The 17,679-nt window shown below is 52.2% G+C and carries 17 protein-coding genes; 11 read left to right on the forward strand and 6 right to left on the reverse strand.

From position 1 onward, the window contains the following. Positions 1-61 precede the first annotated feature (61 nt). The 6 genes from V9K67_RS21435 to V9K67_RS21460 form a co-directional block, all read right to left on the reverse strand. Complete coding sequence (locus tag V9K67_RS21435; protein WP_336726062.1) at positions 62-394, reverse strand: hypothetical protein; 333 nt, start codon at positions 392-394, stop codon at positions 62-64. Then, complete coding sequence (locus V9K67_RS21440) at positions 391-612, reverse strand: hypothetical protein (RefSeq protein WP_336726063.1); 222 nt, start codon at positions 610-612, stop codon at positions 391-393. The genes V9K67_RS21435 and V9K67_RS21440 overlap by 4 nt, the downstream gene beginning before the upstream one ends. Before the next feature lie 49 nt (positions 613-661). Further along, the gene (locus tag V9K67_RS21445) at positions 662-946 is read right to left on the reverse strand and encodes a TrbC/VirB2 family protein (RefSeq protein ID WP_336726065.1); all 285 of its coding nucleotides are present in this window, start codon (positions 944-946) and stop codon (positions 662-664) included. 83 nt (positions 947-1,029) lie between these two features. Then, the gene (locus V9K67_RS21450) at positions 1,030-1,872 is read right to left on the reverse strand and encodes a hypothetical protein (RefSeq protein WP_336726067.1); all 843 of its coding nucleotides are present in this window, start codon (positions 1,870-1,872) and stop codon (positions 1,030-1,032) included. A gap of 125 nt (positions 1,873-1,997) precedes the next feature. Then, positions 1,998-2,645 carry a hypothetical protein gene (locus V9K67_RS21455; protein WP_336726069.1) on the reverse strand — a complete coding sequence of 216 codons (648 nt, stop codon included), beginning with the start codon at positions 2,643-2,645 and terminating at the stop codon, positions 1,998-2,000. Between the two features lie 2 nt (positions 2,646-2,647). After that, positions 2,648-3,457, reverse strand: a complete 810-nt coding sequence (locus tag V9K67_RS21460) for a P-loop NTPase family protein (RefSeq protein ID WP_336726071.1) — start codon at positions 3,455-3,457, stop codon at positions 2,648-2,650. Between the two features lie 706 nt (positions 3,458-4,163). On the opposite strand from V9K67_RS21460, the gene V9K67_RS21465 reads away from it, so the two are divergent. From V9K67_RS21465 to V9K67_RS21515, 11 genes are all read left to right on the forward strand, one after another. Beyond that, a complete protein-coding gene (locus V9K67_RS21465) occupies positions 4,164-4,550 on the forward strand; it encodes a hypothetical protein (RefSeq protein ID WP_336726073.1) in 387 nt (128 codons plus the stop codon). Continuing rightward, entirely contained in the window at positions 4,547-5,887 is a 1,341-nt protein-coding gene (locus V9K67_RS21470) for a relaxase/mobilization nuclease domain-containing protein (RefSeq protein WP_336726075.1), read from the forward strand. Before V9K67_RS21465 ends, V9K67_RS21470 begins: the two co-directional genes overlap by 4 nt. Before the next feature lie 73 nt (positions 5,888-5,960). After that, positions 5,961-7,559 carry a hypothetical protein gene (locus V9K67_RS21475; RefSeq protein ID WP_336726077.1) on the forward strand — a complete coding sequence of 533 codons (1,599 nt, stop codon included), beginning with the start codon at positions 5,961-5,963 and terminating at the stop codon, positions 7,557-7,559. A gap of 93 nt (positions 7,560-7,652) precedes the next feature. After that, on the forward strand, positions 7,653-9,875 hold the full coding sequence (locus V9K67_RS21480; protein ID WP_336726079.1) for a TraM recognition domain-containing protein: 2,223 nt from the start codon (positions 7,653-7,655) through the stop codon (positions 9,873-9,875). 10 nt (positions 9,876-9,885) lie between these two features. Further along, complete coding sequence (locus V9K67_RS21485; RefSeq protein WP_336726081.1) at positions 9,886-11,406, forward strand: hypothetical protein; 1,521 nt, start codon at positions 9,886-9,888, stop codon at positions 11,404-11,406. A 57-nt stretch (positions 11,407-11,463) separates the two neighbouring features. Further along, a complete protein-coding gene (locus V9K67_RS21490; RefSeq protein WP_336726083.1) occupies positions 11,464-12,816 on the forward strand; it encodes a hypothetical protein in 1,353 nt (450 codons plus the stop codon). Between the two features lie 538 nt (positions 12,817-13,354). Continuing rightward, a complete protein-coding gene (locus V9K67_RS21495) occupies positions 13,355-13,894 on the forward strand; it encodes a DUF932 domain-containing protein (RefSeq protein WP_336726086.1) in 540 nt (179 codons plus the stop codon). A gap of 511 nt (positions 13,895-14,405) precedes the next feature. Beyond that, a complete protein-coding gene (gene ltrA, locus V9K67_RS21500; protein ID WP_336726089.1) occupies positions 14,406-16,136 on the forward strand; it encodes a group II intron reverse transcriptase/maturase in 1,731 nt (576 codons plus the stop codon). Positions 16,137-16,232: 96 nt separating this feature from the next. Continuing rightward, the gene (locus tag V9K67_RS21505; RefSeq protein WP_336726166.1) at positions 16,233-16,733 is read left to right on the forward strand and encodes a DUF932 domain-containing protein; all 501 of its coding nucleotides are present in this window, start codon (positions 16,233-16,235) and stop codon (positions 16,731-16,733) included. Positions 16,734-16,801: 68 nt separating this feature from the next. Next, entirely contained in the window at positions 16,802-17,008 is a 207-nt protein-coding gene (locus V9K67_RS21510) for a hypothetical protein (RefSeq protein ID WP_336726092.1), read from the forward strand. Between the two features lie 18 nt (positions 17,009-17,026). Beyond that, the gene (locus tag V9K67_RS21515) at positions 17,027-17,587 is read left to right on the forward strand and encodes a hypothetical protein (RefSeq protein ID WP_336726094.1); all 561 of its coding nucleotides are present in this window, start codon (positions 17,027-17,029) and stop codon (positions 17,585-17,587) included. The last annotated feature ends 92 nt before the right edge of the window (positions 17,588-17,679 follow it).

The raw sequence follows: 17,679 nt of genomic DNA on the forward strand, positions 1-17,679 counted from the left end.
TTGTACCCCCGGCAGGAACTGGCTTTCCTCCCCAAGAAAAAATATCCTTCCACCCCATAACCTACTTCTTTTTGAATTTCAAAAACTGCTCGTTATTCGAGTAACCGGCGCTGATCTTTTTGAACCCCTGCATATGATAGGAAAGGAACCGGTCCAGGAACACATCCGCGTCCTGGGGCCTTTTCTGGACCCAGCGCAGGAACAGGTAGACCCCGGTAACCAGCAGGCCGGTGCCTGCCAGCCCAATGCCCAGGGAAAGACCAAAGATCCCTGAAGCCAGGAACGCCAGGATAAAACCAAGGGTGAAGGCGATCCCGATGTATCCCACATAAATATCCTTGAGCCCGAAAAAGACCGGCCTTTCCTTGAGGCTGTTGTTGGTCGTAAACTTCATGCGCGCAGCTGCTTTTTGCCCCTGTTGCTTAATGAGAATAACTCCAAAAACTCCCCGATACCCAGTAGGACCAGCAGCAAAAGGCCCCCGTTGCCGGGCGCCTGCCGGAGCAGGTGAGCGAGGGAACTGTCGCCTCCCCATCCGCTTTTAAAAAGGATATGCACGAGGAGCAGCAGGATGGAAAACAGAAGGACAAAGAGCCGGAAATTCTTCTTCATAATTCAGGATTTTTAATGAGCTATTTCCGAATGGGTATGGTCCCCTGGTTCAGGCCATGTTCAGGAGGGTCATAATGGCGTCCGCCGCGGCGTAAATCACGCCCCCGATGATTACCTGGATGAGGCGGTTCTTAGCATCCGGGTTCCCGTTCTTGTACATGAAGAACACCTGGGCAAGCCCTATAAGCATCAGCACGGGGATGACGATGCGCAGCACACTTTTTACCTCTGTGGCCACCGTACGGAACTTATCGGAGACAACCCCGATCTGGGCCTGGCAAAGGGAGGGTAGCAGCAGCGCCAATACAAAAAGTACCAGGAAGCTCTTTAGCATTGTCCTTTGCGGACTTTCGTAGGCAGATAAAATGTCTTTTTTCATGGTTATATATTGATTGATTAGGAAGTACACCATGAACGTTACCCTTTTTCGTCTCCATTTTGCTGCTGCCCGCTGCTGTCCTTTTTCAACTCGCCGGTTATAAAATCATCCACTTTTCGACTCCCGTTTTTTTCCTTCCCTTGCCCGGGAAAGTCCAGAGTGGCCTGCTGGCCACCCTTACCTTTTGCAGGGACTGCGTTGTTTTCCCCCTGGATCCTGCTGTTTTCCGGTCTGTTGCGCTGCTGCGTCTCATCGCTGAGCTGCTCCGGCTTTTCCCTTTCGGGGGCCGGTAATTTCACCGGCTTGTCGGTTGGGGCAGCGTTTTTTACGTGCTCCAGCCGGCGCCTTGCTTCTCCGCTTCTTCTCCTTTCCTCCTCGCCTTCCAACTGGCAGGCAAGCTCCAGAGAGCGAAAGCCGGGCGAGTCATCCAGTTCCCTGATCAGCAAAACATTTCCTCTCCACTCCACCAGGTGCGCAGGGATAACCTCCGGTTCGCGGGGTTCCGAACGGTAAACAAACTGAAGACGGCCTTCCTGGAGCATTTCCTGAAGGAAGTGCTCCACAGAAGTGCCGGCAACTTCATTATCAAACTGCTTTGATCGTAAGACGGCTTTTCGAATGATACTCAACGGTGACGGATAGGAGCTATTCAAGGGGGTATCAGCCTGAGATTCACTTTTTAGTGCTACCGTGGTTTCGTGGCTAGGAGATTGAACAGAAGGCGCCTCCGCCTGTTTTGAAGTTGGAACGGGATCTTCCGGAACCCGTTTCCTGGTAGGTACAAATTTTAAAAATTCAGTACCTGCAGCCTTGTTTTCTGCTTGTTGCGGGCCTCTTTTGCCTGCGGCAAAATTTCGGCCAAACCAGTCCTGCCAATTCATTATGCATTAAGTTTAAATGGTATCTCATCTTGGCGATAAAAATCAGGCAGCAGGAAAAAGTGCAGGTATCTCAATAACGTTCACTAAATTATAAAATTATATATGACTGAAAAAAATGTAGTTATCTACATAAAGAGTTTCCGGATATCTCCCTCATAATCTTCCAGCCATTTATAAATAATAGCGGACATCAGTAACTGCAGGCTGATTTTCATGTTCTTATTCTTAGCCCGGATCTTATAGGCATAAATTAACTGGTTCAGCTCCAATGCGAGGTTCTTGTCCACCAGCTTTACGCTAATTCCCTGGCCGGAGACGTCTACCTTTTCCAGGTACTCCTGGAAGAAGGTGTCGAGGTCTTCGCCGGGACTTTCTTTTTCCCTTTTATTTTTATCGGCTGTTTTTCTTCCTTTATTTTTTGAGCCTTCCCCTTCCAACTGCTGTCCAAAATTTTCGCTGTCCTCCGCTGGCCCTGCATTGTTGGCTACCTGGCTGTCAGCAGGCGGCGCCGGTGATCGGGACATTACCGGCAACGATGGGTTTTGCCGTGCGCCCAAAGTTTCCCGTTCTGGGTCGCCGGGTTGATTTCTATCCACCTCCTGGCCAGCTGCGCCTCCTGCAGCTCCATTCGCCCTAAAGGGGGCGGTCAGGTTTTTCTGTTGCCGTTGCAGTTCTTCGTCCAGCTTTTGCAAGCGATGCAACCGCTCCTGGGTGGTTTCCCTTTTATTTCCCTTTTCTTCCCCGTTGATCACCTTAGCCGTAGTGTCTTCCATAATTATTGCAGTTGGTACTGTTTGAAATAGGATTTTTCCATTACCTCCAAGGCAAACCTGTCGATTCCCAAATCATAATAGCTGGTGTGGGGCACCAGGGTGTTACAGGCATTGATGACCAGGGAACTGACGAGGGAAGAGTTATTGAGTATGGAGGTTTCCACGATATGGTTTTCCAGGAACTCAATACCGAGCTGCCTGGCTGCCTCCTCCGCCAGCACCTGCTCTCGCAGTTTTTCAAAATGAACCGCCCTATTTTTCTGGTAACGGTTAAAGAAGGCATATACTCCTTTGAGACGCCTATACGTCTCGCGCGTCTCGTAGATGAGTTCCAGGTTGGAGTGAAAAACGTTCCGGGCATCCTCTCCCAGGGAAACCGGGATAAAAAGGTAGTCCAGGTGGGGTTTTACTGCCTGGAAGTTGTCGCTCAGGGCATTACCGGCCACGTCCACCACGATCAGGGCATCTTGTTTATGGGTATCATAGAAATCCAGGGCCGTTACCAGGTCGGCAAACGCCCTGTTATTCCCCTGGCCCGACTTCGGTTCCGGGATACGGATGATGTCGTACAGCCTGCCGTCCTTATCCAGCAATTGCTGGAGCTTCCGGGTGAGCCAGTGCCGCTCCCCGTAGAACTTGTTCTGGATTCGCAGCAGGTCGCTCTGCCGCTTGGTACCCTGGGAATCCTGTACGTCCGCATCGATGAGGATAATAGGAATTTCCACGGCGTCATAATTGATGAAGGTGCAGAACATACGCGAGATCATGGATTTCCCCTCCCCTCCTTTCGAAGTGATGAAACCTATTGTCATTGCGTGGTTTTTATTGATTGCAGAAGAATGTGTCGCTCTTACCTGCTCAACGGTTCCTCAATGGATGGTATCCTCCGGGATTTCCTAAGGTAGGTTTCTATGAAAGTGTATTCCTCTTAAGAATGGTAATGGTTCTGATAACCAGTCTGTCAATCAATCTATATACCAACATATAGGTATATCCGTTAATTTATTTATCTACCTATTCAGTTATCTCTTTATCTATTTATCTATACATACATTTCCTTTTTCAGAAACGTATCTTTTTATCCTTGTAGAAATTGATCTTTATAGAAATGTAGCATTTTCTACTTTTCTACTTTTGTGGTTTTCTGCTTTTCTACTTTTATATATTTCTATTCTTCCATTTTTGTATAGTTATTGCTATTTTATAACCTGCTGACAATCTTGCTTTTATATTATTTCTGCCTGTTGCCGGTTCCTGAAACGGAAGCTAAAGCCAGGTTGCCAATGCTTCATCCTTTCCGCTCTTACAATCTTGGCCGTTTATGATTCCCGCTACACTCCTCCCCTTACCAGTTGGGACAACCGCTTTCCAACGGCTTTTTTCATCTACCTGCAGCCATTTTGGTCTGCTCCTTGCGGTTCAGAAAGCAAGGTATGTTTGTGGGCGTCCACAAACCGGCTCCCTGCGGTCGCCGAATGACCCGGTTGCTCCCTACATTCGCAGAAAAGATTAAAAGGCATGGCTGACAATCCCAAAAAGAAGCGGGAAAACCGCGTGAAAAACCACAGGATACCCTTCCGTGTGGTGACCTCTGATTATAACGATATCGTGCAGGCAGCCGAAAACAGGGACGTCACCATCACCGATTACTTACTCCATCTTCATAAAAATGACGCCTTCTGGCAGACCGATAATTACCGTCATTACGCGGATCAGTACCGCAAGATCCTGGAGGAAATGCTCCGGCTCCATGGCGTCAGTTCAAACAACCTGAACCAGATTGCCCAGTACACAAACACGTTTCATGAGCCTCCGCTGAACCTCAAAGAATTTCATGAGGTGGCTCTCGACCTCCAGAGCCGGATGGTGGAAGCCATCAGCCTTATTAAAAAGTTACTGCCATGATCGCTGCGATCCGTAAGGGGAAATACATCAAAGGCGCCGTGGACTATAACGAGCGCAAGGTGGCCGGGGGCGTTGCCCAGTACCTGGGCTGCCAGGGTATGATCTATACGCAGGAGGAAAAGCGGGGCGGGCAACTCACCGCCCAGCTCACCCAGTTTGCCGAACTCAATAAGAACGTGGAGCGGCCGGTCTTCCATACGAGCCTCAACAGCCCGCCCGGCCAGGTGCTTACCCCTGAGCAGTGGATGGGTATCGCCGCGGACTACATGAAGGCCATGGGGTTCGGCGCCACTCCCTATGCCGTTTACCGGCACGGCGACCGGGGGCACGATCATATCCATATCGTATCGGTGCTGGTGGATGGGCAGGGCAAGCGGATTTCGGACAGCCATGACCGCCGCCGTTCCCAGGATGCCCTGGACAGCATTGTCAACGCCTACGGACTTCTGGAGGTGCCGCGGGAAAAAGAAATCAAAGGGAAAAAGATGGAAGCGGAAGCGCCGGACCTCGGGCTCAAAAGCCGGGTGGCGCTGAAAATAGAGGAGGCGCTGCGGGATAGCCGTTCCCAAAGTCTGGAGGGACTGCGGCAGGTGCTCCAGGGGCAGGGCGTTTCCTTCCTCCTTCAGGATGAAAATAGGGGGAAACCCGCACGGGCTGGGCAAAAAAACGGCATCATTTTTTTTATAATAGATGATCACGGCCGGCAGGCAAGCCCCGGCCTGAAAGGATCTTCATTTTTACAGAATTTCTCGTTCACTGCCATTTCCAAAGCGCTGGAGCGTAACCAAAGGCGGCACCAGCCCGACGGCAACCATTATCCCCCGATCAGCCACTCCCCTATGAGACAGCCTCCCAGGGAATCCCTTAAAGCCAATGTCTATGAGCTGGTAAAAAAATCCCTCCTGCCCGGAAGGACGTTGCAGGAGTTTGCCGACAAGCTGGAGCAGTCGGGCGTCGGGGTGAAAGTGGCCATCAATGCCAAGGGCATTTATGGGATTTCCTTCATCCATGAAGAAAGCGGGGAGGTTTTTAAAGCCAGTGAGTTAAGCAGGGATCTTTCCTGGAACAAGATAAAAGACCTGTTTTCCGACCAGGCGCCGGTGGCCGCGCAAGTCGATGCGGCGCCCGTGCTGCAGGGCGAAACCTCCGTTCAGGGCAGGCACCTGTTTACAGACCTTGCCCGGGAAGTCCTGGGTGCAGAAGCGGAAGGAATCGCGGCTGAACGGGCGGACGTATATCCACTTCCGTACACCGGCGAGCTGCTGAATACCGGGGCGGATACCAGCGAAGAGGATGAGGAGCAGCGGAGGCGGAAAAGAAGGAAGAAGGGTATGTAGTTAAGTCATTCCATCAAGGTTTTACAATCTGTATAATTTTAATATACATTTTATCACCCTTAACCTTACCGAGATGGCAAACGAGCAAATCATCGGCATGCCTGAGACGCTGGCGGCCTATCTGCAGGAATTTCCCAGGGAAAAGGAACGGCTCGAAGCCGGGTTACGGACCTCACTCATTTCCACTTTCCCGGGAGACCCGTTTAAAAAGTACCGCTTGTACGAGGACGATCAAAAGAACCCCTGCCTGTATAGCACTGAACGGCAGCCGGAATTGAACATTGAATCGTTTCACCGCAGCCAGTTGGCGCCAGAAGAAATTGCCCGGATCACCAGCCGGCAGGACACATTGGACGCCTGGGTGTACAAGGAGGATTGGCGCCAGCACGAGAAAGCTGATCCCAAGGGGGCGATCATCTATATTGACTGGGACACCAACACCCTTGAAGCCGTCCCCGCTCAAAGTGTGCTGAACCGCAGCTCGATTATGGGACAGTCTATTGATGCGGGGCAGAAGGAGCAGCTGCTCCGCGGCCAAGTCCTGGAACTGCGGTTCCCTGGCCAGGAAGCAGCTGCTCCTAAAAGTGATGTTGCCGCTTCGGGCCAGGCGCTGGCGGAGGCCGTAGCAGCGGAAGAAAACACTTCCTCTTCCCTCCAGGAGGGGCAGCGGCGCCAACGACCTTCCGGAAAGGGTGGCCGCAGGGCTGCCGCCCGCAGCGAAGCCCTCCCCCAGGAAAACCACCAGCAGCCGGCTGCAGGGGAAAATGGCCATCCCCCGAACAGCCTGCAGGAGCATTACCGGGAACAGCTGAGAAAGGGGGGGCCGATCGACCTTCGAAAAAAGGGCACGCCCCAGGAGGAACCCCGCATCGGCCAGACCGGTAATGAAGTCGTGAACCTTCTTTCCGTAGCCTTCCAGCCCATGCGCCTGATCCTTCATAACCATGACCCCTTTAAACTGGAGTACCGCGAGCCGCAACACAGCCAGGTGGCGATGCTGCGCAACGCCTTGGGCGCGGGTGAGGACCTGGTGAAGAAATTTACTGTCCTGGAAAGCGATAAATGCGGAAACGTTACGCGGCTGCATCCAACATTCGACCATCCGCAGCAGGCACTGGACTATATAGCGGCGCAGCAGAGGGGGAATCATTTCAGCCTTCTTCAGCCTCTAGTGGACCTGTACCGGGGCCTGCGGCAGTATGTGGAGCAGGCAAAGGAATTCTTGAAACAGCTGCTCCATCCATCGGTCAGCGAAGGCTACCAATTACATCTCTACCATACCGGGGAATTACAGAAAAAGCTGGACGAGCTGCAACAGGGCGGCGAAATAAAGGTGAGCACCCGGCAGATCGCAGGGGCCCAGGTGCACCAGGAGCCGGCTGCCGCAAAAGCCGAGGCCACTGAAGTGGTCCTGCCCAAGAACGCACATACTGCTGACCGTCCGCAGGTGCCCAACGGCAAGGAACAGGGCGCTACGAGCAGCCAGGCTACCCACGCGGTTGCTGCCAGTGCTTCCGTTGCTTCGAAGTCCACTACCGTGGTCGGTGATGAGGGCGGCGTACGCCTCGCCGCTTCCGAGGACACCAAGGACAAAGGGGAGAAAAAGACGCCCATTACCCAGGAAGACCTCACTCCAGAGCCGCCCGCCAAAACCCGGGGCATGCGCCGCTAATCCTGCTCCCCTGCCTTTTTCGACCCGGGGAACAAAAGGGTACCCTTTCCTTTTCCCCGGGTCGCTTTCTTTTCCTCCTTAAAAAGTTCAGCTATGCAATCCAGTAACGGAAAGAGCGATCCTTTCCTGACGTACCTCGGCATTTTCGTTCTTTTGGGATTTTGCCTTGCCGAAATCGCTCATTATAATGCCTACTTTCTGCGCCCCCAACAGTTTTCCAACCACCTGCTGAATAAAATCCGGGACAGCGTCCTGGGCTCCCGTTTCCTAAGAGAAAGCGGGACCTGGCTGCGGCTCGGCTACATCGTCATGATCTTCCTGTATGTATGGGCTGAGCGGGTACTGGTGGTCAAAGAACAAAAAACATCCCTTCCCTATATTTCCGTTGCAGTTTCCCTACTGATCCTGCTATTGGTCAAGCACCCCTACCTAACCGTTACCCGTCCCTGGCAGTTGGCGGCTGTGGACGTCCTTTATTTTTTCGCCCTGTTCGCGCTGCCTTTTTCGCTCCTGGATATTAAAGCCCAGCGGATGCAGCTGGGCGGTTTTACCTTCCGGCAAAACAAATCCCTAATTGAAAATTTCCTTTCCATCAACTGGAAGACGAGGGACGGCTATGTCAACGTGCTGGAACCCCAGCGGGGCATTTCCATTGTCGGGGGACCGGGCTCGGGGAAAACCTATACCCTGGTGGAGGAGGTCATCCGGCAGCTGCTCTCCAAGGGGGTCACTGCCATGATCTATGATTTTAAATACCCTGCCCTGGCCCGTTATGCTTACTCGGTGATGTGCCGCTGGGGCTGGAGGGCAGACCTGGAGCAGTCCTATCCCTGGGCTACCGGTAAGGGGCGGATGTTTTACTACATCAATTTTACCGATGTGCGCTATTCCCACCGCTGCAATCCCCTCGATCCCAGGATCCTGAACAATATCGCCCTGGCGGGCGAATGTGCCACGACGATCCTGTGCAACCTGAACCGGGAATGGATCAAGAAGCGCGGGTTTTTCGAGGACAGCGCCATCGTGCTGCTGACTGCGATCCTGTGGTTTAATAAGAAATATGCCGACCGCACCGGGCGGAACATCTCCACCCTGCCCCATGCGATTGCCTTTGCGACCATGAGCGAGGAGTATACCATTCCCATCCTGATGGACGACCCGGAACTGCGGGCTTCCGCCGCGGCGGTAGCCAGCGCCGTGACCAAGGGGGCGCACGAGCAATATGCCGGGGTGATCGCCACCCTGCAAAACAGCATCGGCAAGCTCAATGTCCCGGAAATGTTCTATGTCATGACCGAAGACCCCGCAGAAAAGCAGCTGGCCCGGGAGGAGCGGATCTCCTTCACCCTGGATCTCAATAACCCCCAGGAGCCTAAGGTCGTGGTGCTGGGCAACGATAACAACCTGAGCGAGACCCTGGCGCCGGCTCTTTCCCTTTATGCCGCCATGATCGCCAAAACCATCAACCAGCAGGGCAAGCTGCCCTGTTTGTACTGTGTCGATGAAGCCCCAACCATCTATATTCCAAGGCTGGACAACCTGCCCAATACCGGCCGTAGCAACGGGGTGATCACCGTGCTGGCGGCACAAGACTTCGGGCAGTATGACCGGGATTATGGAAAGGATGAGGCAAGGGTGATCAAGGCAGGCCTGGGCAATATCTTCATTGGGGAAGTGGGCGACGGGGAAACCGCCCGGTATGCGGCCTCCCTTTTCGGCAAACGAAATATGCGGAAGGTGTCCACCACCATTTCCGCCAACGACATATCGCGGAACTATTCCCAAAGCCTGGAGGAGCTGTTCCCGCCCGATGCCATCATGGCCCTGAACAAGGGCGAGTTCGTGGGAAAGGTGACCGCGGCGCCGGACAAGGCCAACAAATCCAGGGGCGAGGACGTCAAGCTGTTTAATTCCAAATTCGAAATCCAGAAAGAAAGCGACCCGGCCTGTAAAAGTTTTGATGGGGCCTTCCTGCAGGAACTGCCCCCGGTGCTGGACATTTCCCCGGAGGAGATGAAGGCCCAGCTGCGGGAGAACCAGGCCCGTATTTACGCGGAAATGGAGGAAGTGGTCCGCAGCGAGCTCATTGTCGTAACGGCCAAAAACGTCTGGCGGAGCATCAATGAAGGGCACTACCGGGAACAGGAACGGGCCGGCGCCGTTGTTCCCTTTATTGAACAGCACCTCCCGCAGCTCCTTGCGCAGCTACAGTCCGAAAGGGCCCTGTTCAAGACCGAAGTGGAAGCCATCAAGGCCGTTACCAAAAAGTTCCTGGAGCCTGTGCTCCGCCTGAACCAACCCCGCCTCCTAAATTAAACTCCTTTTTATGAACGTTTCCCAACCCCGGGACGGCCTGGTTACCTTCCAGGAGTTCCGCGAGCGCATCCCGATCCTGGAACTGGCCCTTTCCCTGGGCTACAGCGTCAACCGGGAAAAGACCTGCACCAGGTACCCGGTACTGGACCATCCTTCCCGAAACGAGCGCATTTACATCATTAACCCCCATTTCCCCGGGAACCAGGGGTATGTCAACGTGGACGATGACTGCGACAAGGGCACGCTGGTGGATTTCGTAAAGAAGCGCCTTCACAGTGATTTTGCTCCCTTCTTTGATCCTTCCCAATCGGTATTCCACTGTATCAATAAGGTGCTGTACCATCACTTGCACCTGGAATTGCCCCGGTATGAAGAAGCGCTTCAAAAAGCCGGGGCCTCGCCCAAAGGCAACCCTTCGGGCGAAGAACAGTTCCGGCTGGAGCTGTTCGATCTCCTGCCCTTCGACCACCGAAGTTTCCTGCACAAACGCGGTCTTTCCGATGCCACCCTGGACGATCCGCGTTTCCGGGGCAGGATCTTTAACCTCAAAGGGCAGAGCGACCAGCGGGAATTTTACAACACCGCCTTTCCCTACTACAAGGCCCTGGACGGCCCAATCTGCGGGCTGGAACTGAAGAATTACAACTTTGGGGGGCATGCCGAAAGTTCCGAAAAGAGCACTTCCGTCTGGGTTTCCAACGTAATTGGGCCTATCAATCAGGCCTTTATTATGGAGAGCGGCGTAGATGCGCTGAGCCATTATGAGCTCCACCGGCCGGATAGCGCCCTCTATTTTTCCACCGGGGGCAACCTCACTTCCGGCCAGGTGACGACCATCGAGCGCATCTTTCAGGACCTGGCCGGCACCCGCCTGCCGACGAACCTGTGCTTCGACAATGACCCGGACGGGGCCTTTTTCGCCATCAAATACCTGGTAGAAGCCCCCCTGCCGGAAATGCCCCGTGGCACCACCGTCAGCAAGTCAAAAGACTTTATTACGCTTCTGGTTCCCTGGGGGGCGGAAGTTCCGTGGCCAGGGGGGCCTACCCTCCAGGAGCGACTGCGTGCTTTTATGGCCGGGGCCAATGAGCAGCATCAGCACCATATTACCCAGGCGGAAGCGGACGTTTTTTTGAAAAACGAGCTTTCGCGGCTTTATTACAGAATCGAGCAAGGCGGTGGAGCAGGAACGATGGAAATAAAAATTCCGCGCACCTTTTCCCACCTCCATGCCTTCACCGGCGCGTTCATCCATACTTTAGGGCTGGGCAATGAAATTATTTTGAACGGCGCCCGGCTCAAAGACTTTAACGAGGACCTGCAAAAAGCCAAAGGCCTGGAGGTGAAATCCTATTCTTCCCATCATAAAACTACCCACGATTCCAGGAGCCATCCACCCACGCTCCCTGCAGCCGAAGAACAGGAATCCCACTCCTGCCCCGCTCCCCGCCAAGCCCTACCCCGGGAAAATGCAGCCGCCCCGGAGGGTTCGGCTACCGCTCCGGCCCAAAAGCCCGCATGTAAACGGTGACCCTCTTTTCGTCAACCAAAAATGTATACTATGCAGTACATCAATTTGATTTACCCCGTGGACCCGATCACCAAAATGGCCATCCTTCCTGAGGTCCTGCAGGAGGATACCTGCAATGTGGCCCTGTACCAGAAACTCCATGACATCGGCCTTGCGTGCGTTAATGGAGAGGTTTGGCTCAAGCGAAACCTTGGTTATTCCGAGTTCAGCATTGCCCGGGACATGTGCTCCCGGTCCTATCCCTCCGAAAAAGTTGAAGCTATTCGGGTGGAAGCCCATTTTACGTATGATCGAAAGACCGGGAAATGCCAGCTGGAAGGATACAACTGCTCCAAAACCGATGCGGAAGGAAGGTACCGCAGCCACCGGTTCCTGGAAGATTTTAACTTACTGGAAGCCCTGAACCTGTTTTCCGGCCGGGCTGTTTTCAAACCCGGGGCACCGGGCGAGGGCACCGGGGGCGGTTGGCTCCAGCTGAATTTCGATTTATTAGCGGACAGCTGGCGGTACAAGGTAATGACCTTCCCTGATTTTCGCTTGGATCAGGAGTTGGCCAGACTGCCCCTGGAAAGGCATCTTTTTCAATTTACTACCTCCAATGAACCCACGGAGGAAAGCCTGCGCCGGGGCGATGTCGTGGAACTTTGTTTTGTTCAGGAGCAGGGCGGTTTCCGCAACGGGGAACAGGTGTCCTTCTACAAGCCAAAAGATATGGAAGCCGGCGAAGTCGTTTACGGCAAGCTGATGCGAAGCGCCCCTTCCCGGAATTTCCCGGAAGGAGAGGCAGTGGTGGAGGAACCCTGCGGCCGCGTCCACCATATGTCCCTTTCCAAAATTGAGCGGCCGCCGGAAAAGATCTTTCTGCAGGCCAATCCCCGGCTGGGCGCCGTGGATATTTTTGACGCGAACTGGAAGCCGGTGGAAGCCTTGCATCTCCAGCAAAAGTACCCGCCGAGAGCACCGGATATGGAACTACCTCTAATTGATGGAAACCGTATCTACTGTGCCATCATTGGGACCCCATTAGAACCCTGGATCCCCTTTGAAGAAATTGAGGAAAGGATTACTGTTTGCCTTCCGGGTGAGCTTTCCGGTTTCCTGGACGGTACGCTGGACACCGTATATAAATTCAAATGGATCGACTTTTCCAACGGAAAGTATCTTTTGGAATTAACGGATTTACCCAGTAACCCGATAGTTATCAGTGACCAGCTGCAAGAACAAGTCAGTCGCCTTCCCATTATGCAGGATCAGGCTAGAAAGCTGGAAGCCCCGGTGATCCCGCTGGAGGACACGGCACATCTGGCGCCTCACTCCAGCATGAACCCGGATGTGGCCCCTGGCCCCAAAATGGAAGAGCACAGAGCTGGCGACCTTCCAGAATTTAAAAGAGCCGCCGTGCACAGGTAGGCGTTTTATTTTCTCCCTATCAAAATTTGCCTGGCGGTCCGCCACGCTCTTCCTGTATAGCATTTCAAGCCATCAGCTCCCCAATCCCGGCCCAGGCAAAGAAATCGATAAATAAAAGGGAAAAAGATGTTCGATACTCATTTTGTGTATTTAAATACTCTAAATGAGTATTTTTTTACTCTAAAATTGAATGATAATAAAATGGTATTCAATAGAGTGGGAAAGGTTTTCAATCTATGTTTTTTTGCCTGTTCTTTCTCTACTCAAGCATCCGGGTGGCAGCAGCCTTGCCCTCAAAGGCATGCATAGGCTACCTGTAGCACTTTCTCCGATCCGAAATCAAATAATATAGATAAACGTCGGTTTTCTGGGGTTTATTCCTGTATGCGGAATAAAATCCTACCGCTTTATATGGGGCGGAGGTTTGGGAAATTGCTTTAGTTATATACTCAAAAATTGAGTTTTTTTGCACAAAAATTGTATATATAGTATTGAGTTTGAGCCAAGTATGTATTCTAAATCTTTAAATTTTAATCGTATGGCACACAATCTCAATTACAACGAGCAAACCGGAAAGTACAGCTTTTTCTCTGTGCAGGAAAAGGCGTGGCATGGCCTCGGCCAGATCGTCGCGGACTATCCCTGCAGTGCTGAAGCCATCCGGTTTGCCGGTCTGGACTACACGGTCGAAAAGCGCCCGCTGCGGACGCTGGATAATGCCGGTGGCGCCGCCATCGATGTGCCCGGGTTCTTTTCCACCCTCCGAACCGATACGGAGCAGGTATTAGGAATTGTGGGCGGAAATTACCAGGTGATCCAGAACGTGGATGCCTTTACTTTTTTCGATAGTATCGTTGAGGATGAAGGGATGCTCTACGAAACCGCCGGTGCGTTGGGACGGGGGGAACGGGTTTTTATTACCGCCAAGCTGCCCGATTATATCCGCGTGGGACGGGATGACCTGATTGAAAAATACCTGTTCCTGACCACCAGCCACGATGGTTCAGGAAGTATAATGGCTGCTTTTACGCCGGTGCGGATCGTGTGCAACAATAGTGCGACTCGTTGGATGAACTAATAATTCATCCGAATCTCACCTGAAAGGGTGGGTTTAACTTCTGGTCAATCCAGTGAAATGCTGGTACCGGCAGCTAATCCGGCAAAGTCCATCCGATCCTTAACCTGACAAGAGAACAGGGAATGGAAAGCTCGGAGAAAAGTCAAACCACCGGGAGTGATACCGGTGAGGGAGATGGGACGAATCGAATATGATGGCCTCGCCTTAGGTATCGAGAGCAGACGCTGTACGAAATATCATTGATACGTGCAGTTATCCAGTTATGATTGAAGTCCAATCTGTTGTTGGGGCTTCATTAGCTAATCGCAGAACTGGCGGTATAGAGAGGAGTCTAAGTTCGAGCAAACATTGACCAGAGGAACGAGGAAACCGGTTCATCATTTTGCGAAAGCAATAAATACTCTTGGATGAAAATGATGCGCCGGGTAGGAACAACGACCAAGCAAAAGCCGGACAGCCACGGTTGACCGGATAGGCTAAATTCGTTGTAGATTTTATTAAAAGATACTATATGAGAGTAACTACAATGCTGAAAGAAATCAGATGGGAGGACCTCGATTGGAAACAAATTGAACAAGGGGTCTTCCGAAAGCAAAATCATATGTATCGGGCAGCGCTGGAAAGCAATATCCCTGAAGTAAGAAGAATACAAAGGGATTTACTCAAAGACCCGTTTGCAAAGCTGTTAAGCGTAAGAAGGGTTACATCAGAAAACACAGGACGAAACACACCGGGAGTAGACAGGGAAATTATCAGCAGTAACGAGGAACGCTTACAACTGGCCTCAAAACTGAATCTGAGCAAAGAATATCATGCAAAACCCCTGAGACGAATCTACATCCCAAAGTCAAACGGTAAGCAAAGACCGCTGGGTATTCCTACCATCGAGGACAGAGCTTATCAGGCATTGGTTAAGATCGCGCTTGAACCGGAATGGGAAGCCAAGTTCAGTGAGAACTCTTATGGGTTCAGACCGGGACGAAGCGCCCACGATGCGACGATGGCCGTCTGGCATAATCTGAAACTGCGAAAAGGTGAAGTAGCAGTATTGGATGCCGACATTGAAGGATGCTTCGACAACCTGAACCACGAGTTTATATTAAACAGACTGGAAGGCTGTAGTAGCAATATGCTACGCGCAATCAGGCAATGGTTTGAATGTGGCTATATCGAATCCGACATGCTATATGCCACCGAGGCGGGCACGCCCCAAGGCGGTGTTATCAGCCCCCTACTCTGCAATATTGGGTTATGGGGATTGGACTTTGAAATCTACGACCACCTGATCGAAACAAGAAAGCCATCGGATAAGAACCTCAAACCCTTTATAGGGTTTGTATGCAGTGTGAGAAAGAAATGCAGAGAGCACAGCCCCTCGGTTGGATTTATTCAGTACGCAGATGATTTTGTAATCATATGTGAGAACAGGGATTATCTCGACAGAGTAATGGAAGTGCTACCGGGAAGCCTGGAGAGGCGTGGTTTAAAACTAAGCCCCTCTAAAACCAGGGTGGTGAACTTCTATCAAGGTGAAAGCTTCAAGTTCCTCGGTTTTACGTTTGACAAATGGAAAAGCGGGAAGCATGACAAAGAACATAAAGTCACGTTTTTCGCTGATCCGGACAAAGTGTATTCGTTTTGCAGGAAAATCAGGGAGTGGACCAAAACGGTTCGCCTCTTTGAATACAGTAATCTGGAAGAGCTGAGTTTTAAAGCAAACTATTTACGGATGATGGTCAATGGGTGGCTGAACTATTATAAATGGGCGATCGATGCTTCACACAGCTTCAGAAAGCTAAGATGGGAGTTTCATAATATCCTATACAAGGCTTATGAGGACGTACACAAGCACCGGAGTTCATGGTACGACTTCCAAAGAAGATACATAGTAAAGAGTGAACGGAAAGGAAGAGCTGTAGAAAGATTCAGGTTGGGAGAGGTCGTATTTGACATATTTGATATAAGTACGAACGTCACGTGGAAGAAAGTTCAGGGTGCCCGAAGTCCCTTTGACGGTGATACGGAATACTGGAGTACCAGAAACTCCACCCTATCTGGCGTCATTACCGAGAAGATTTACAAACAGCAGAAAGGCTTATGCCCTCTATGCAAAAGTAAACTCAATTGGTTTGAATCCTGGGAAAGGCATCGGAAGAACGGGGATAAGTTCGACAATCGGCTAACAAATATGCAATTAGTTCACTTGCGCTGTCACCGGAACGAATTATACCGGATAAAATAAAGTCTGGGAGCTGGATGCCGTGAAAGTGGCACGTCCAGTTCTGTGGGGAAGGCCGGAAAGTGATTTTTGGCCTCACCCTAACCGCTCAACGCCGCCCTGCGGAACTGTTCCAACGTGGTGAAGATCCGCCATACGGTCAATGCCAAGGAGCGCCTTGCCCAGGCGCATAAACTGATGGGGATCACCAACAAGCTCTCGGAGCAGTTGGAGGAAATTTTTAACGACTGGGCAAGGGTGAAAGTTACCGACCTGCAGGTCCGGGCCCTGATCCAGGGGGCCCTGAAGCCGCCAAAAGAACAGGTCCCTGATCCGGAAGCCGCAGAGCTGTCCACTTATTTGAGAAATGTTACCGACCTGGTTTACGAATACGCCCTAAACGCACCGTCCCAGCAGTTGGAAACCACCAAGGGAACGCTGTTCGGCGCCTACAACGCCGTCACCGGTTACTACCAGAATATAAAGGACTATAAGGACGGTGAAGCCAAGTTGCGCGGATTGCTTTTCTGCGGTACGCCGCAGATGAAATGCCAGGCCGCGTTTAACCTGTGCACACGCTTTCATCAAGCAGGCGATCAGGCACTGCCCCTGCTGAACTGACCTCGAATACCTGCGCCGGGGAGGTTTTGCCTCCTCCCTCTCCCTTTCCTGTCCTTAAATTTTAAAAAATGCAACGCGAAATGTTTAACCGGTTCCTGTCCTGCCTGATGGGCTACTCGTGGCAGGTGCACCGCACAGGTAAGCGCACCAGCGGCAGCGGCATTAAGAAAAAGGATCGAAGTTTTGCCGACGCCCTGCGGCACAGCTGGAAGGTTTCCCGGGAGGAGCTCAGCGGCAGGGCATTGCCGCTGGTGACCAGCGGATGGAATTTTTAAAGCAGCATTTATTAGGGTGTGGCGCTTTTCCGAAAGCCGGAGGGCGCCACCTACCCGCAAAGAAAAAAGGCAGCCCCGGCGCTTCTTGATCTTCCCTCACAGCAAAATCTTTTCGATATGCACGGTAGTCTTCTCCTTCCGGATTTATTACCGCCAAAAGCCCCTGCCTGCAAGGCCCCAGCTGCCAAAGTGGTGAATGGCTTTGGCATCAATGAACAGGGCGTTTGCCTCAATCCGGCGTCCGCCTATAAATTCTGTGGCAAACGCATCTATTTGGAATTGGAAATAGCCTACTATGGCCCCGGCCGTTTTTCCATCGGCGGCAGCTACGGGATAAGAGGGAGTGCCACGGGGTGCGGTGGCAGCACCTGGCCGGTGAGCCTCACCGGGGGCCAGCCAAAGCCGGAAATTTCAGATAGCCTTCGCTTTTACTTTGAAAGGGCCATCGGCAGCATCCGAAGCAGTAAAGAAGGCGTTGAAAACCGGGCCATTCGGGAAGAGGTCGAAAGGGACCTCATCCAATTAGGGCAGGATTTACAGGAAATTTTCATTCGGCCGAAACAACTGTTCTTATTCTAAAAGACAAATGATGAACGAGTATACTTACGCGCCCCAGCGCCGGAAAGGTGTGCTGGCCGCAAATTGCAGAAAGCCGGACGGGGGAAGGAGGC

Source organism: Huijunlia imazamoxiresistens (assembly GCF_037132455.1).
Classification (GTDB): Bacteria; Bacteroidota; Bacteroidia; order Chitinophagales; family Chitinophagaceae; genus Flavisolibacter; species Flavisolibacter imazamoxiresistens.

Coding starts and splice junctions, on each gene's coding strand:
- V9K67_RS21470 (WP_336726075.1), top strand. CDS start 4,547: ATGATCGCTGCGATCCGTAAGGGGAAATACATCAAAGGCGCCGTGGAC.
- ltrA (WP_336726089.1), top strand. CDS start 14,406: ATGAGAGTAACTACAATGCTGAAAGAAATCAGATGGGAGGACCTCGAT.
- V9K67_RS21465 (WP_336726073.1), top strand. CDS start 4,164: ATGGCTGACAATCCCAAAAAGAAGCGGGAAAACCGCGTGAAAAACCAC.
- V9K67_RS21445 (WP_336726065.1), bottom strand. CDS start 946: ATGCTAAAGAGCTTCCTGGTACTTTTTGTATTGGCGCTGCTGCTACCC.
- V9K67_RS21475 (WP_336726077.1), top strand. CDS start 5,961: ATGGCAAACGAGCAAATCATCGGCATGCCTGAGACGCTGGCGGCCTAT.
- V9K67_RS21485 (WP_336726081.1), top strand. CDS start 9,886: ATGAACGTTTCCCAACCCCGGGACGGCCTGGTTACCTTCCAGGAGTTC.
- V9K67_RS21450 (WP_336726067.1), bottom strand. CDS start 1,872: ATGAATTGGCAGGACTGGTTTGGCCGAAATTTTGCCGCAGGCAAAAGA.
- V9K67_RS21440 (WP_336726063.1), bottom strand. CDS start 612: ATGAAGAAGAATTTCCGGCTCTTTGTCCTTCTGTTTTCCATCCTGCTG.
- V9K67_RS21510 (WP_336726092.1), top strand. CDS start 16,802: ATGCAACGCGAAATGTTTAACCGGTTCCTGTCCTGCCTGATGGGCTAC.
- V9K67_RS21495 (WP_336726086.1), top strand. CDS start 13,355: ATGGCACACAATCTCAATTACAACGAGCAAACCGGAAAGTACAGCTTT.
- V9K67_RS21480 (WP_336726079.1), top strand. CDS start 7,653: ATGCAATCCAGTAACGGAAAGAGCGATCCTTTCCTGACGTACCTCGGC.
- V9K67_RS21460 (WP_336726071.1), bottom strand. CDS start 3,457: ATGACAATAGGTTTCATCACTTCGAAAGGAGGGGAGGGGAAATCCATG.
- V9K67_RS21435 (WP_336726062.1), bottom strand. CDS start 394: ATGAAGTTTACGACCAACAACAGCCTCAAGGAAAGGCCGGTCTTTTTC.
- V9K67_RS21455 (WP_336726069.1), bottom strand. CDS start 2,645: ATGGAAGACACTACGGCTAAGGTGATCAACGGGGAAGAAAAGGGAAAT.